Source organism: Variovorax sucrosi, assembly GCF_051216635.1.
Lineage (GTDB): Bacteria > Pseudomonadota > Gammaproteobacteria > Burkholderiales > Burkholderiaceae_C > Variovorax.
This window is the reverse complement of the sequence record NZ_JBPJZU010000011.1, coordinates 41,974-55,256: the sequence shown is the minus strand read 5'-3', so window position 1 is coordinate 55,256 and position 13,283 is coordinate 41,974. Positions and strand designations below refer to the sequence as shown.

Below are 13,283 nucleotides of genomic sequence, written 5' to 3'. Positions count from 1 at the left end.
CGCAGCCCTGCCCCGGCCTTGTCCTGCCGCTGTCGCAACGCGGTCGAAGTGCCAGAATCGCCCTTCCTTTCTTCGTGTCCGAGCAGCAGAGGAGCGACCCATGGCCAGCACCGACTTCAACATGGACAACCAGTGGTTGCCCTTCACCCCCAACCGTGCCTTCCGCAAGGACCCGCGCGTGTTCACCGCCGCCGACGGCATGGAATTCACCACGCACGACGGCCGGAAGGTCGTCGACGGCATCTCGTCGCTGTGGTGCGTGGGTGCAGGCCACAACCGGAAGCCCATCAACGAGGCGATCAAGAAGCAGCTCGACACGCTCGACTACGCGACCGCCTTCCAGGTCAGCAACGACAAGGCCTTCAAGGCGGCGGAGATGATCGCGGCGATGGCGCCGGGCGACCTGAACAAGGTGCTGTTCTGCAACTCCGGATCGGAAGCCGCCGACACCTCGCTCAAGGTGGCGCTGGCCTACCACCGCGCCCGCGGCGAAGGCCACCGCAACGTGTTCATCGGCCGCGAGAAGGGCTACCACGGCGTGGGCTTCGGCGGCATGTCGGTCGGCGGCATCCCCGGCAACCGCAAGGCTTTCGGCACGGCCTTCCTGCCGCGCGTCGACCACATGCGCTTCATCCACGACCCGGTGAACCATGCCTACATCCACAACCAGGAGCCGGTGTGGGCCGAGGACCCGCTGCTCGAGCTGGAACAGCGCATCCTGCCGCTGCACGACCCGAGCAACGTGGCGGCCATCATCGTCGAGCCGATCGCCGGCTCGGCCGGCTGGTACGTGCCGCCGCAGGGCTACCTGAAGCGCCTGCGCGAGATCTGCGACAAGCACGGCATCCTCTTGATCTTCGACGAGGTCATCACCGGCTTCGGCCGCCTGGGCACCAATTTCGGCGCCGACTACTACGGCGTCGTGCCCGACATGCTGAACTTCGCCAAGGCGGTCACCAACGGCGTGATCCCGATGGGCGGCGTGATCTGCCGCGACAAGCTGTACGACGCGATGATGAAGAACGACGCGCCCGAGCACGTCGTCGAGTTCTTCCACGGCTACACCTACTCGGGCCACCCGGTCGCGGCGGCCGCGGCCATCGCCACGCTCGAGCTGTTCCAGAAGGAGCAGCTTTTCTCGCGCGCGGGGGAGATGGGCCCGGTGCTGGGCAACGCCTTCCACAGCGCATTCAAGGGCCTGCCCAACGTGATCGGCATCCGCAGCCTGGGCCTGGCTGCGGCGGTGGAACTGGCGCCGATCGCCGGCGCGCCCGGCAAGCGGGCCTACGACATCTTCGTGGACTGCTTCCACAAGGGCGCATTGGTGCGCCCGGCCGGCGACGTGGTCGTGATCGCGCCGCCCTACATCGTCGAGAAGTCGCACATCGACACGCTGGTCAACACGCTGGCGGATTCGATCAAGAAGGCCGCTTGACGCCGGCGCAGTAGTCCCGGGGTGGCAGCGGCGGCGTCTGCCAGACCTCGTCATAGTCGGTGGCGCCCGAGACCGCCGATGGCGAGCCCGCCACCAGCCGCACGCTCTTCACCTGCAGGTCGCTCGGCAAGTGCTGCGGCACGCCCAGCGGCCGCAGCACATGGCCGGCGCCGGCGATGAGCAGCACCGTTTTGCCCGGCTGCCGTGCTTTCACCACGGCCTGCGCCATGGCGCGGTCGCGGGCGATCTGGATGCGGGTCATCGGCCCGATCTGCGATTCGGGCAACAGATTGCAGTGGCCCTCGCGCACCGCCTGCTGCTGCGCACGACGGGCCGCGTCGCTCAACTGCGCATCGAGCGAGACGTCGGCCATCGCGTCCTTCATGCGCTCGCGCGGCAGGTTGGCGCCGACCACGGGCACGCCAGCGCGCACCGCGGCCATCACGGCGGGGCCGTAGTGGGCCCAGGGCCAGGCCTTGTCGTTCCAGCTCAGGGCGGTCTGGACTTGCGCTTCGGTGGCGTCGGCCGGCAGGTGGCCGGTGGCATTGCCTTCCTCGGCCATTTCCAGCGCCACGGCCGCCAGACGGCCGCGCGCGGCCAGCGCCTCGACGGTTTCGCGTTCGATGGCATGGTGTTCGGCGGCGTCGTGCTGCTCGCCCAGCAGCACCGCATCGGCAGGCAACAGGGCGCTCACGCGGCGGGCCGCCGGCGCATCGGCGGATGGCGGAAACACGCCACAGCCGGCGAGGGCCATTACGGCGCAAGCGGGCAGGGCGAAGCGCCAGGGGGCGGGTGAGGAGCGCATCGGGCAATACTAAGACCAAGGGCACACCAGGCCCACGCGCGGCGCCCGGTCTCGATCTGCGGCGCTCTGCGGATCAGTGCACCAGCACGGGCGTGTGCGCCAGCTCGGCGTAGCCTTCGAGCGTGTCTTCGACCTCTTCCTGCGTCGGCGTGTTGAGCTGCCAGGCGGCGATCTGCTGCTGGAACAATTCCGCCCAGGAGCCGTCGAGGTAGACCTCCTTGCCGGAGCGTTTGTCGACGATCTCGAAGCCGTGACGCGCCAGCACGGGCAGGTGCGGCTGCACCGGGGCTTCGCCCTCGGTCGGCTGCACATGCACGACGACGAACGATTCCGAGTCGTACAGCATGTTCATGGCGGGTCCGGTGAGGATGTCGATGGCGTTCATGGGTGTCAGATGGCTATCAACGCGCCAGTTTCAAGAAGGGTTGAGCTTCCTCGGCACGAAACCCCATTGACCGGTCAATTCGGCCCGCCGGCAGGCAGTTGTTCACGCAAACGCATGTCGGCGAAGTCGCCGTTCGCCTGTGTCCATTTAAACCGCACCGGCAGGTAGCCCAGCGCCGGCGCCAGCCAGAGTTCGACCGTGTCGTCGTAGGGGCGGCGCGGCGTGCGGGTGAGCTTGCGGGCGACGAATTCGCCGGCCGGCAGCCGCAGCGTCTCTTCCTCGCCGATCTTGAAGATCCAGATGTCGGCGTCGCGCGGGCCCACCGTCTGGACGGCGATCGCCCCGTCGGTCGGGTAGCGGGCCGGGTCGCCGGCCAGCAGGGCGCCCAGCTGCAGCATCACGCTCAGCCGGTCTTGCGCGCCGGGCATCAGCGGCACCGGCGGGGCGTTGTTGCTGAATACCACCTGGCCCTTGTCGCGGACGAAATGCGAAGCCACCTCGGTCTTGCGGGTGTCGGAGAAGCGCGAGGGTTCGATGCCGCCGGGGCCGATCACGCCCTGGCTGCGCTGCGAGCGCAGGGTGACGAACAGGGCGCCCAGCGACAGTCGCGCGTCGTAGGCCTGCCCGTCCTGCTTCCATTCGAGCTCGCCGAAGAGGTTCATCGGCGAAGCGCCCATCTGGCCGCTGGCAGCGAACTTCAGGCGAACCGAGCCCGGCACCTTGAAGGCGGCCGGGCTGTCGGCCGTGCCGGACGCGGCCGTCGGGGCGGCGCCACCTGCGGCCGGCGCGGATGCCGGTGTGCTGTCGCCGCTGCCTGCAGGCGCCGTGGACGCCGCATCGCCGCTCCCGGCGTCCGCCGACGCCGGGGCCGGATCGCTCGCCTCCGCGGGCGCCGCCGCTGGCGTGGGGTCGGGCGAGGCCACGGCAGGCGGCGCCGGTCGCGGCCTGGGTTTCGGCTTCGGGGGCGGCGGGGCGGCCTTCGCCGGCGCGGGCGGCGGCTTCGGCGCCTCGACCGCCAGTGGGGCGGGTGGTGGGGCCGGCGGTGCGATCACGATCGTGCGGGTGACGAATTGCTCCATCGTCGCGGCCGGGCGCTGCATCGACCCGGAGACCCAGCCCAGCAGTGCCACATGGGCGGCCACGACGACGGCCGCCACCGCCGCGAGCGTGCGCCACGCCGGTCGCTCCGACGCGATGGCGCCGGCGTGCGGGGGGAGGGCAGAACTCGTCATCGGGTGTGGATCGCGCGACGCGCCGGAGGTTCACCTCGGTACACTGCCGCCCGTTCAATCAGTTTAGTTGCGATGCCCGCCCGGCCTCGCCGCCCCCATGAAACTCGCCACCCTCAAGGACGGCTCGCGTGACGGCCAGCTGGTCGTCGTTTCGCGCGACCTCACGCTCGCCCACTACGCCACCGGCATTGCCAGCCGGCTGCAGCAGGTGCTCGACGACTGGGGCTTCATGAGCCCGCAGCTGCAGGATCTGTACGACGCGCTCAACACCGGCCGCGCGCGCCACGCCTTCCCCTTCGAACCGGCCCAGTGCATGGCCCCGCTGCCGCGCGCCTACCAGTGGGCCGACGGCTCGGCCTACCTCAACCACGTCGAGCTGGTGCGCAAGGCCCGCAACGCCGAGGTGCCCGAGAGCTTCTACGCCGACCCGCTGATGTACCAGGGCGGCAGCGACGACTTCATCGGCCCGATGGACGACGTGGTGGTGCCGAGCGAATCGATGGGCATCGACTTCGAGGCCGAGATCGCGGTGGTCACCGGCGACGTGCGCATGGGCGTCACGCCCGAGCAGGCGCTCGACGGCATCCGCCTCGTCATGCTGGTCAACGATGTCAGCCTGCGCAACTTGATCCCCGCCGAACTGGCGAAGGGTTTCGGCTTTTTCCAGAGCAAGCCCGCCACCGCCTTCAGCCCCGTGGCCGTCACGCTCGACGAGTTGGGCGAGGCCTGGCGCGAAGGCCGCGTCCACCTGCCGCTGCAAAGCACCTGGAACGGCCGCAAGGTCGGCCTGTGCGATGCGGGCGACGAGATGACCTTCCACTTCGGCCAGCTCATCGCCCATATCGCCAAGACGCGCAACGTGCGCGCCGGCAGCGTCGTCGGCAGCGGCACCGTGAGCAACAAGGGTGTGGAAAAGAACGGCCGCATGGAATGGCCCAAGGGCTACTCCTGCATCGCCGAAAAGCGCTGCATCGAAACCATCCAGGACGGCCAGCCGAGCACCGAATTCATGCGCTACGGCGACACCATCCGCATCGAGATGAAGGGGCTGGACGGCCGCTCGCTGTTCGGCGCGATCGATCAGGAGATCGTGGCGCCGGGCGGGCGGGAGCGGGCGGCGGCTGCGGCGAATGCGCTCAAGGCGCAGGCCGCAGCAGACGTTGCCGGGGGCTGATGCGCTGTGCCCACTTCGCCTGAACAGTTGTTAGCGTGGCTCGCCGAACCTGAAGGTCATCGGCTGGAGTTCAAGGAAGCCAAACAGCGCTACGACTTTGAGAAGTTGCTGAAGTACTGTGTGGCGCTTGCCAATGAAGGAGGTGGCACCGTTGTGCTCGGTGTGACGGACAAGCGGCCGCGCAGCATCGTCGGCTCCTTGGCCTTCGATGAGCCGGGCCGCACCGAGGCCGGTCTGCATCAGAAGCTGGGCCACCGTATTCCCGTGGAAGAGCTTCGGTTGCCAGAGGGACGGGTCGTGATCGTGCATGTGCCTTCGCGGCTGCCGGGCACGGCGTGGCAGATCGATGGGCGTTACTACAAGCGGGCGGGTGATGATCTCGCGCCGCTGAGCGATCACGAACTGCGAGCCGTGTTCGCGGAAACGGGGCCGGACTTCTCGGCACAACCCTGTCCAGGGGCGACGCTGGCCGACCTGGCGCCGGAATCCGTCGCAGTGTTCCGCGATCGTTGGGCGCAAAAGTCTGGCGATCGGCGCAAGCGCGATTGGAGCGATGCCGAAACACTGCGCAATGCCGAACTACTGGTCGAGGGCGACCAGGTCAGCTACGCGGCGCTGATCCTGTTGGGCACACGAACTGTTCTGGGTCGCTGTCTGCCTCAGGCTGAGCTGGTCTTCGAGTACCGGTCGTCCGAAGCTGCCGGTCCGGCGGCAGACCGCGAGGAGTACCGCGAAGGTTTTTTGGCCTGGCAAGACAAGCTGTGGAAAAAGATCAACCTGCGCAACGATCGGCAAAGCTACCAGGACGACTTCTTTCGCATGGACCTGCCGACTTTCGACGAGGTGCCGGTGCGCGAAGCCGTGCTGAATGCGTTGGCGCATCGCGACTATCGCTTGGGCGGTTCGGTGTTCGTGAGGCAGTACGCCAAGCGACTGGAAGTCGTGAGCCCTGGCGGTCTGCCGCCGGGCATCACACCCGAAAACATCATCGATCAACAGAATCCGCGCAACCGCCGCTTGGCCGAGGCTTTGGCGAAGTGCGGTCTGATTGAGCGATCTGGCCAGGGTCTGAACCTGATGGTGGAAAGCGCGGTTCGGCAGGGCAAGCCGTTACCCAGCTTTGCCGGAACAGCGGCGCACGAAGTGCGGTTGACGTTGGAAGGCGGCGTGCGCAACCCTGCCTTCGTTCGCTTTATGGAGCGCCTGGGTGAAGAGACGCTGCGATCGTTCTCTACCCTGGACTACCTGGCGCTGGAATGCCTGCAGCACGAGCGGCCTTTGGCTCCTGCGTTGCAAGAGCGCCTGCCGGCGTTGGCGGCCGTTGGCGCCGTGGAGGTGCTTGGCCGTGGGAAGAGCGCACGCTACATCCTGGCGGCGGCGCTCTATGCAGCGCTGGGCGCCAAGGGCACTTACACGCGCAAGCGCGGGCTCGATCACGGAACCAACAAGGCGCTGTTGCTGAAGCACCTGCGAGACCAAGGGCAGGCCGGGGCACCGCTGAGCGAGTTTCGGCAGGTGCTGCCGGCGCTGCCGGTCAAGGCGGTGCAGCACCTGTTGGACGAGTTGCGCAACGAGGGCGCTATTCGTGTGATGGGCCAGCGGCGATGGGCGCGGTGGCATTTGGCGGAATCCCCTGTCTTTAACCCTGACAGGCCGGAAAAGGTTTAAGCGCAGCTTTGGTGGGTGAAATAGTCCTTCAAAATCAAGCACTTATAAAGACCATGGGCGTGCCTGAGTGCCCGAAGTCAAGTTTAAGGGGCTGAAGAAAGCACTGTCGTGTCTGCGCGCCCCGCTCATCGAAGAGTTGGTGTATCCGTGAAGACCGGCTGATTTCTACTTCGCGTACGCCCGCCGAGAGCCGTCCGGAAACACCTCGTCGTCGCGGTCGGGCTGCCCGTTGGCGTCCCAGGTGCGCTCGCGGGTGACGCGGCCCTTGGCGTCGTAGGCCGATTCGCTGACCGGTCGACCGAGTTCGTCGAAGCGGCGATGCAGACCCACCGGCAGCAGGCGGCCGCGCGGCGCCGGTGCGGCGAAGCGGCCCTGGGCGGCGCGCTGGCCGTTGTCGTGGAACTCGGTGATGTCGGCCACCCGCGACAGCCCTTCGCCGGTGTAGACCGTCTTGCTGCGCGGCTGGCCGTTGAGGTAGTAGCTGTCGTCCGTGAGCGCGGCACCGGTGGGCGACCAGCGCTGCTCGCGCACCAGCGAACCGCGCTCCGAATACTCCGCCTCGCGCTGTTTCACATTGCCGCGCTCGGCCACGAGCGCCACCAGTTCGTAGCGCTTGATGCCTTCGGAGGAGAAGCGCTGCTCGATGCGCTGGTTGCCCGAGAGCTCGTCGATCGATTCGGGTTTGCCGTTGTCGTAGAACCGTTCGCTGCGCACCCGCTTGCCGGCGACGAAGGACATCCGTGCGCGCAGCCCGCCCTTGTCGCCGAACAGGTCCACGGGCGAGGGGCCGCTGCCGGCGAAGCCGCACAGCCGCACATCGTCCACGACCGGCGCCAGCACCGGCTTGTCGGTGCAGCGCAGCGCGGACAGCTGGCCGGCGGGCGTGAATTCGGCCGACGCGCGCTCGCCGCCCGGCTCGGCGTAGAAGGCGAGGCGGCGCAGCTGCCCGCTCGGGTGGAAGCTGCGCACCAGGCCGAGCTCGTGGCCGTCGTCGTAGGTCGCCTCGCGCAGCACCTGGCCATCGGGGTAGAACTCGCGCGCGCGGCCGTGCAGGTTGCCCTTGGCGTTCACGCTGTGCTCCTTGGCCAGCTTGCCGCGGTCGTAGTAGCGCACCGCGCCCATGAAGACGCCGTTGCGCAGCTCCTGCTCGCGCTGCAGTTCGCCGCTGTCGCGGTCCTTGCAGCGCATGACGCCGGTCTTGCTCTGGGTCGTGTTGCCGTTGGCCGGGTTGACGCGCTCGCCGTTGAGGTCGCAGTCCTGCACCGCATGGGCGGTGCCACCGGCCAAAGTCATCAGCGCAGAGACCAGTGCGAACGCCAGCGCTTTCATCGGCTCATCTCCATCGCCAGCGACTTGAGGCCGCGGATCATCATCTCCACCGCGACGGCCACCAGGATCAGCCCCATGAGACGCTCGAGCGCCAGCGCCACGCGGTCGCCGATCAGCCGCTGGATGCGGTCGGACAGCACCAGCACCAGGGCGCAGACCGCCATCGTCACGCTGAGCGCGGCGATCCACTCGAGCCGGCGCTGCGGCGCCTGCGACACCAGCAGCATCACCGTGGCAAGGGCCGACGGGCCGGCCAGCGCCGGGATCGCCAGCGGCACGATCAGCGGCTCGCGCGTGTCGGCACTCTCGTAGGCCGTGTGGTTCGGGAAGATCATGCGCAGCGCGATGAGAAAGAGCACCACCGCACCTGCGATTTGCAGCGACAGGCCCGACAGCCCCATTACGCGCAGGAAGCTGTCGCCGACGAACATGAAGGCCAGCAGCAGCACGAAGGCGATCAGCACCTCGCGCAGGATCACCCCCGCACGCCGCTCGGGCGCCACATGCCGCAGCGCATTGGCGAAGATCGGGATGTTGCCCAGCGGGTCGCAGATCAGCAGCAGGACCGTGGCCGAAGCGAAGGTGTAGGTCAAACCGTGGCCCCGATGTCTTCCCGAGGGCCTGCCCGGCCGGGCTCTTCCGACGCGGCCCGACCGAGGGCGCGGGCACGGAAGCCAAGATGAAACAGAGTGTTCATGCGGTGGATTATCGGCCGCAGTGCCTTGCCAGCGAACACCCACGCTCACAAGCCCCGACCGCCTACGGGCGCGTGGAGTAAGCTGACGAAATCACCGCCGGAGGCAGCCATGAACGATGCGACATCCCCTTTCGCTTTCAGCCAGTTCGTCCCGGGCTTCGACTTCCTGAAAAACCTCGCCGGCGGCACGGCTCCGGGCGGCGGCAGCGTCGCCGGCATGCCGAGCCTGTCCAGCTGGGTAGCGCCCACGCTGTCGGTCGAAGAGGTCGACAAGCGCATCCAGGAATTGAAGACCGTGCAGTACTGGCTCGAACAGAACGGCCATGCGCTGAGGGCGACCATCCAGGCGCTCGAAGTGCAGAAGATGACGCTGTCGACCCTGCGCGGCATGAACGTCCAGATGGAAGACCTGGCCAAGGCCTTCACCGCGACCGTTGCGCCTCCGGTATCGGCCCCCACCGCATCGGTCGAACCGGCCGACGAGGCGCCGGCACCGCCCTCCATCGCGCAGGAGAACGGCGCCGAACCGCCCGCCGATGCACCCGAGAATGGCCGCGGCGACGACGCCAAGGCAACGGCGCCCGGCGTGGTCGACCCGCTGCAGTGGTGGAACGCGTTGACACAGCAGTTCCAGCACATCGCGCAGACGGCCATGCACGATGCGGGGCAGTTGAAGATGCCCGGCGCGGCCACGACGGCCAAGGCATCGGCGCGTCCCCCGGCCGCCAAGAAGGCCGCGGCCCGGAAAGCGGCTGCCACCAAGAAGATCACCCCCGCAGCGCGCAAGGCCGCCGCCGCACCGCGTGCCCGGGGCCGCTGAGCCGGCGCGGCCTGCCCTTGCCCCCCTGAACCCTGAGAACACCCGGACTTCCCCGGAAATGCGCGCATGAAACTCTTTCCCACCGGCCACGCCACCCATCCGCAATGGCGCATGGCGGCCGGCCTTGCCCTGGCCCAGGTGCGTGCGCAGATGGCGCTGCCCGAATACGCCTCCGCGCCGACGCTGGGCCTGCTCTACATCACCGACCACTACGCCGACGACGCGCAGGACATCCTCGATCACCTGGGCGCCGAGCTGCCGGAGGTGACCGACTGGTCGGGCACCGTGGGCGTCGGCGTGTCGGCCAACAATGCCGAGTACTTCGACGAGCCCGCGCTGAGCCTCATGCTGTGCGCGCTGCCGAGCGACCAGTACCGGGTGTTCTCTGGCGTGGCACCGCTGGGCAGCTCGGAGATGGCAGGCTTCGAGCCGCACACCGCACTCGTCCACGCCGACCCGCGCACGCCCGAGCTGGCCGAACTGGTCGGCGAGATGGCGGGACGCACCGACACCGGCTACCTGTTCGGCGGCCTGTCCTCCGGCCGCGAAGGCTCGCTGCAGTTCGCCGTCGGCGGCAACGGCAACATCCGCGGCCATGGCGCCGCGGGCGGCGTGTTCTCCGGCGGCATGTCGGGCGTGGTGTTCGGCGAGGGCGTGCGGCTGGTGTCGCGGGTCACGCAGGGCTGCCAGCCGGTCTCGCGCGAGCGCGAGATCACCGAGGCTGACGGCAATCTGCTGCTCCAGCTCGACGGCCAGCCGGCCCTCGACGTGTTGCTGTCCGACCTCGGCGTGTCGCTCGACGAGCCGCAGGCGGCGATCGAGGCGGTGCGCGCGACGCTCGTGGGCCTGGTCGATGCCGGCAGCGACGGCGTCCGCCGCACCGGCGACCTCGGGGCCGATGTGCGGGTGCGCCACATCATCGGGCTCGACCCGACCCGCCGTGGCGTGGCGATCGCCGACCTGGCCGAAGCCGGCATGCGCATGAGCTTCTGCCGGCGCAACGCGCAGGCCGCGCGCGCCGACCTGATGCGCATCTGCGCCGAGATCCGCGAGGAACTCGAACCCGAGGAGCAGACGCTGGCGACCGCACGCGCGGTGGCTGCCGGCGAGGCCGAGGCGGCGCCACATCCGGCACGCCGCGTGGCCGGTGCGGTGTACGTCAGCTGCTCGGGCCGCGGCGGGCCGCACTTCGGCGCACCCAACGCCGAGATGCAGATCGTGCGGCATGCGCTGGGCGACGTGCCGCTGGTCGGCTTCTTCGCGGCCGGCGAGATCGCCCGCCACCATGTGTACGGCTACACCGGCGTGCTGACGGTGTTCGTCGCCTGATCAGCCCTTCGCGAAGGCGAACTCGACCTCGGGGGACAGCCCGCTGACGATGCGGGCGATCGACTTGCCGGCGCCGCACACGTGGGTCCAGCCCGGTGCGCCGGGCGCGACATTGAGGAACAGGTTGCGCAGGCGGGTGCGACCGATCACCGGCAGCCCGCTGGCGCTGCGCACATGTGGCCGGAGGGTCAGCGTGGCGCCGCGGCGCTCGGTCAGGCCGGGCAGCAGTTCCTCGACGCGCGACAGCATGCGGGCGAGGCGTTCCGGGTCCGACAGCACCGGTGCGGCGCCGTCGATGCGCACCGTCGACCACACCCGCAGCTGGTCGCCCTCCGGCGTGCTGACGCGCCGCATGCGCAGTCGGCCCACGCCGTCGTACAGCATGAGCTGCGGGGCGCGCGCGGGGTCCTTCAGCGGCAGCAATACGGAATACTCCTGCACCCGCCGCAAGCGCAGCGGCACGCCCAGGGCCTGCGCCAGCGGCGCGCTGCCGCTGCCCAGCGCCATGACATAGGCGTCGGCGCGCAGGGTGATGCGTTCGCCGTCGGCGTTCAACAGTTCCACATGGTCCACGCGGCCATCCAGCGCATGCAACTGCGTCACCGTGTGCTTCGTCAGGAAGTGCACACCGGCCGCGCGGCACATGAAGAGGGTGCTGCCGGCGAAGCTGGCCGGGTCGGGCGAGGTGTCTTCACGCGTGAAGGCGGCGCCGGCCAGCGTTCCGCGCAAGGGCTCGAGCGCCGGTTCCAGGCGCAGGGCCTCGTCGGCCGACAGCAGGTGCAGCGCACAGCCGAGCGCATGCAGCCGTGGCACACGCCGGGCGAATTGCTCGAAGGCGTCGGCGTCGGTGTAGATGCGCATCCAGGCGGTGCCCGGCGACGAGAGGCTGACGCCGGCTTCCCGGCGCAGCGCCCGCACGCTCTCGCGGCTGTAGGCGCCCAGGCGCACCAGGTGTTCGAGCCGCTCGGTGGGCCGGTGCGCCGCCCCGGTCAGGTAGCCGGCCCAGGCCTGAACCCGGTGGCGCAGCCGGTCGACGGCCGCGCGCCACGGCGAGCCCGGACGCGTGGAGGGTGCCGGGGCCGGTGCTGGCGCGGGCGGCTCGACCAGGCCGCGGGCCTTGGCAGCGGGCGTGCCGTGGCGGTCGATCACCGTCACCTCGTGGCCGAGTTGCTGGAGGTAGTAGGCCGAAGCGACGCCAAGAAGACCGCCGCCCAGAACAATCACGCGCATGGTCCAGATCCTTGTGGGATGGCACAAACGGCGGATGCACGACAAACCGTGGGGTTGCGGGCCGGATCCGGAGTTCGGGTTCGCCGCTCCCTCTGTCCTTGGTACCTGAGAGATTCGCCCGCGGCGACGTGCAGCGGGGTTGCTCCTTCGGTGCATCGCGCGGGGCGATGGCTCTCCAGACGGCTAGATCAATAGACGGCAGTCATCGAACCGGCATGCGGTTCACCTCGGCGTTCATGGGAGTTTGCGCGTACGGTGGGGTGAGGACACCCGCTCTCCTGCACCCTGGAGTTTACCCGTCTTGACAAATTCGAGAACTGGCCATTTGGCCTATCCCTCCGTGACCGCCCATGCCCGCCCGATCGATCGTCCCACCTCAGGCGGACTTGGTCGGCCTGGCATCGCTGCGCCGCAGCCGGGTGAAGGCCTCGAATTCCCAGTTCCGCATGCCCAGCAGCAGGGTGTAGCCCTCGCGGTCGTTGGGCGGCAGCTTCTGGTCCGTCTGGTGCTGCTGCGCGAAATCCTGCGCCACCCGCTGCAGCCGCTCGAGGAAGGATGGCGCCAGCGCCCGGCTGATCGAGCCGTGCACCAGCAGCAGCCCCTCGGCCGGGCCGTCGAACCCGCCGCGGTAGTAGTCGAGCACCACGTTCTCGCGGAAGAAGTCCATCACCGGCCCGTGCGGCCGCCAGCGGAAGGTCTTGGCCAGCTTCAGCCGGTAGCGGTTGAGCGGACGCAGTTCGATGATGCCGATGCGGTCGAGCTGCACCAGGCAGGCGATGCACTCGGCCTCGGTGATGCGGTAGGCTGCGACGATCTGCTCCAGCGTCCACTGGCTCAGCACGTTGATGGCGACCAGCAGCAGCTTCTTGTCGCGCACCACGGCTTTTTCCTGCTCCTGCGTCAGCTCGCGCAGCAGCGGTTGGGCGTCGGCCACGCGGCGGGCCAGCTCGGCGAAGTCGATCTTCAGCGCCCGGCAGATCGCATCGACCCGGGTAAGCGGCATGTCGCCCTTGGCGAGCATCCGCTTCACACTGGATTCCGCCATGCCGAGGGCGCGGGCCAGGTCGGCATAGGTCATGCGGGCGTTCTTCAGCTCGTTCTTCAGCGCCTGGACGAGGTCGATGGTGGTGCTCATGGCGTGGAAGCGTCCTTGGTATTGTTTTTCGATACCGATCGTTC

Annotated in this window: 12 protein-coding genes and 1 riboswitch; of the genes, 5 read left to right on the top strand and 7 right to left on the bottom strand. The window is 68.9% G+C overall.

The features are described from left to right. Positions 1–100 precede the first annotated feature (100 nt). Positions 101–1,435: an omega-aminotransferase AptA gene (gene aptA / locus ACSFBE_RS20830; RefSeq protein WP_435492318.1), complete on the top strand. Its 1,335-nt coding sequence runs from the start codon at positions 101–103 to the stop codon at positions 1,433–1,435. On the opposite strand, the gene ACSFBE_RS20825 is transcribed toward aptA, so the two are convergent. The 3 genes from ACSFBE_RS20825 to ACSFBE_RS20815 form a co-directional block, all read right to left on the bottom strand. Further along, complete coding sequence (locus ACSFBE_RS20825; RefSeq protein WP_435492443.1) at positions 1,419–2,189, bottom strand: ChaN family lipoprotein; 771 nt, start codon at positions 2,187–2,189, stop codon at positions 1,419–1,421. The genes aptA and ACSFBE_RS20825 overlap by 17 nt on opposite strands. Before the next feature lie 124 nt (positions 2,190–2,313). After that, the gene (locus ACSFBE_RS20820) at positions 2,314–2,592 is read right to left on the bottom strand and encodes a BTH_I0359 family protein (RefSeq protein WP_435492442.1); all 279 of its coding nucleotides are present in this window, start codon (positions 2,590–2,592) and stop codon (positions 2,314–2,316) included. A 107-nt stretch (positions 2,593–2,699) separates the two neighbouring features. Beyond that, complete coding sequence (locus ACSFBE_RS20815) at positions 2,700–3,857, bottom strand: DUF3108 domain-containing protein (protein ID WP_435492317.1); 1,158 nt, start codon at positions 3,855–3,857, stop codon at positions 2,700–2,702. A gap of 97 nt (positions 3,858–3,954) precedes the next feature. Between ACSFBE_RS20815 and ACSFBE_RS20810 the strand changes: the two genes are divergently transcribed. Both ACSFBE_RS20810 and ACSFBE_RS20805 read left to right on the top strand, forming a co-directional pair. Then, positions 3,955–5,031, top strand: coding sequence for a fumarylacetoacetate hydrolase family protein (locus ACSFBE_RS20810; RefSeq protein WP_435492316.1), 1,077 nt, complete (start codon positions 3,955–3,957; stop codon positions 5,029–5,031). Positions 5,032–5,037: 6 nt separating this feature from the next. Continuing rightward, positions 5,038–6,699, top strand: coding sequence for an ATP-binding protein (locus ACSFBE_RS20805; protein ID WP_435492315.1), 1,662 nt, complete (start codon positions 5,038–5,040; stop codon positions 6,697–6,699). 165 nt (positions 6,700–6,864) lie between these two features. Here ACSFBE_RS20805 and ACSFBE_RS20800 read toward each other — a convergent pair whose 3' ends face one another. Beyond that, complete coding sequence (locus ACSFBE_RS20800; protein WP_435492314.1) at positions 6,865–8,028, bottom strand: toxin-antitoxin system YwqK family antitoxin; 1,164 nt, start codon at positions 8,026–8,028, stop codon at positions 6,865–6,867. After that, entirely contained in the window at positions 8,025–8,621 is a 597-nt protein-coding gene (locus tag ACSFBE_RS20795) for a MarC family protein (RefSeq protein ID WP_435492313.1), read from the bottom strand. Before ACSFBE_RS20795 ends, ACSFBE_RS20800 begins: the two co-directional genes overlap by 4 nt. Before the next feature lie 213 nt (positions 8,622–8,834). Here ACSFBE_RS20795 and ACSFBE_RS20790 point away from each other — a divergent pair, with 213 nt between their 5' ends. Both ACSFBE_RS20790 and ACSFBE_RS20785 read left to right on the top strand, forming a co-directional pair. Beyond that, the gene (locus ACSFBE_RS20790; protein WP_435492312.1) at positions 8,835–9,545 is read left to right on the top strand and encodes a PhaM family polyhydroxyalkanoate granule multifunctional regulatory protein; all 711 of its coding nucleotides are present in this window, start codon (positions 8,835–8,837) and stop codon (positions 9,543–9,545) included. A gap of 66 nt (positions 9,546–9,611) precedes the next feature. Then, entirely contained in the window at positions 9,612–10,874 is a 1,263-nt protein-coding gene (locus ACSFBE_RS20785) for an FIST signal transduction protein (RefSeq protein WP_435492311.1), read from the top strand. Here ACSFBE_RS20785 and ACSFBE_RS20780 read toward each other — a convergent pair whose 3' ends face one another. Both ACSFBE_RS20780 and ACSFBE_RS20775 read right to left on the bottom strand, forming a co-directional pair. Continuing rightward, positions 10,875–12,104 carry an FAD-dependent oxidoreductase gene (locus tag ACSFBE_RS20780; RefSeq protein WP_435492310.1) on the bottom strand — a complete coding sequence of 410 codons (1,230 nt, stop codon included), beginning with the start codon at positions 12,102–12,104 and terminating at the stop codon, positions 10,875–10,877. A gap of 82 nt (positions 12,105–12,186) precedes the next feature. After that, positions 12,187–12,293: riboswitch (glycine riboswitch) on the bottom strand. Positions 12,294–12,480: 187 nt separating this feature from the next. Beyond that, positions 12,481–13,239 carry a helix-turn-helix domain-containing protein gene (locus ACSFBE_RS20775; protein ID WP_435492309.1) on the bottom strand — a complete coding sequence of 253 codons (759 nt, stop codon included), beginning with the start codon at positions 13,237–13,239 and terminating at the stop codon, positions 12,481–12,483. Between the last annotated feature and the right edge of the window lie 44 nt (positions 13,240–13,283).

Excerpts from the sequence above, each read along its gene's own strand:
- ACSFBE_RS20775 (WP_435492309.1), bottom strand. The coding sequence starts at position 13,239 with ATGAGCACCACCATCGACCTCGTCCAGGCGCTGAAGAACGAGCTGAAG.
- aptA (WP_435492318.1), top strand. The coding sequence starts at position 101 with ATGGCCAGCACCGACTTCAACATGGACAACCAGTGGTTGCCCTTCACC.
- ACSFBE_RS20780 (WP_435492310.1), bottom strand. The coding sequence starts at position 12,104 with ATGCGCGTGATTGTTCTGGGCGGCGGTCTTCTTGGCGTCGCTTCGGCC.
- ACSFBE_RS20820 (WP_435492442.1), bottom strand. The coding sequence starts at position 2,592 with ATGAACATGCTGTACGACTCGGAATCGTTCGTCGTCGTGCATGTGCAG.
- ACSFBE_RS20785 (WP_435492311.1), top strand. The coding sequence starts at position 9,612 with ATGAAACTCTTTCCCACCGGCCACGCCACCCATCCGCAATGGCGCATG.
- ACSFBE_RS20800 (WP_435492314.1), bottom strand. The coding sequence starts at position 8,028 with ATGAAAGCGCTGGCGTTCGCACTGGTCTCTGCGCTGATGACTTTGGCC.
- ACSFBE_RS20825 (WP_435492443.1), bottom strand. The coding sequence starts at position 2,189 with ATGGCCCTCGCCGGCTGTGGCGTGTTTCCGCCATCCGCCGATGCGCCG.
- ACSFBE_RS20810 (WP_435492316.1), top strand. The coding sequence starts at position 3,955 with ATGAAACTCGCCACCCTCAAGGACGGCTCGCGTGACGGCCAGCTGGTC.
- ACSFBE_RS20815 (WP_435492317.1), bottom strand. The coding sequence starts at position 3,857 with ATGACGAGTTCTGCCCTCCCCCCGCACGCCGGCGCCATCGCGTCGGAG.
- ACSFBE_RS20790 (WP_435492312.1), top strand. The coding sequence starts at position 8,835 with ATGAACGATGCGACATCCCCTTTCGCTTTCAGCCAGTTCGTCCCGGGC.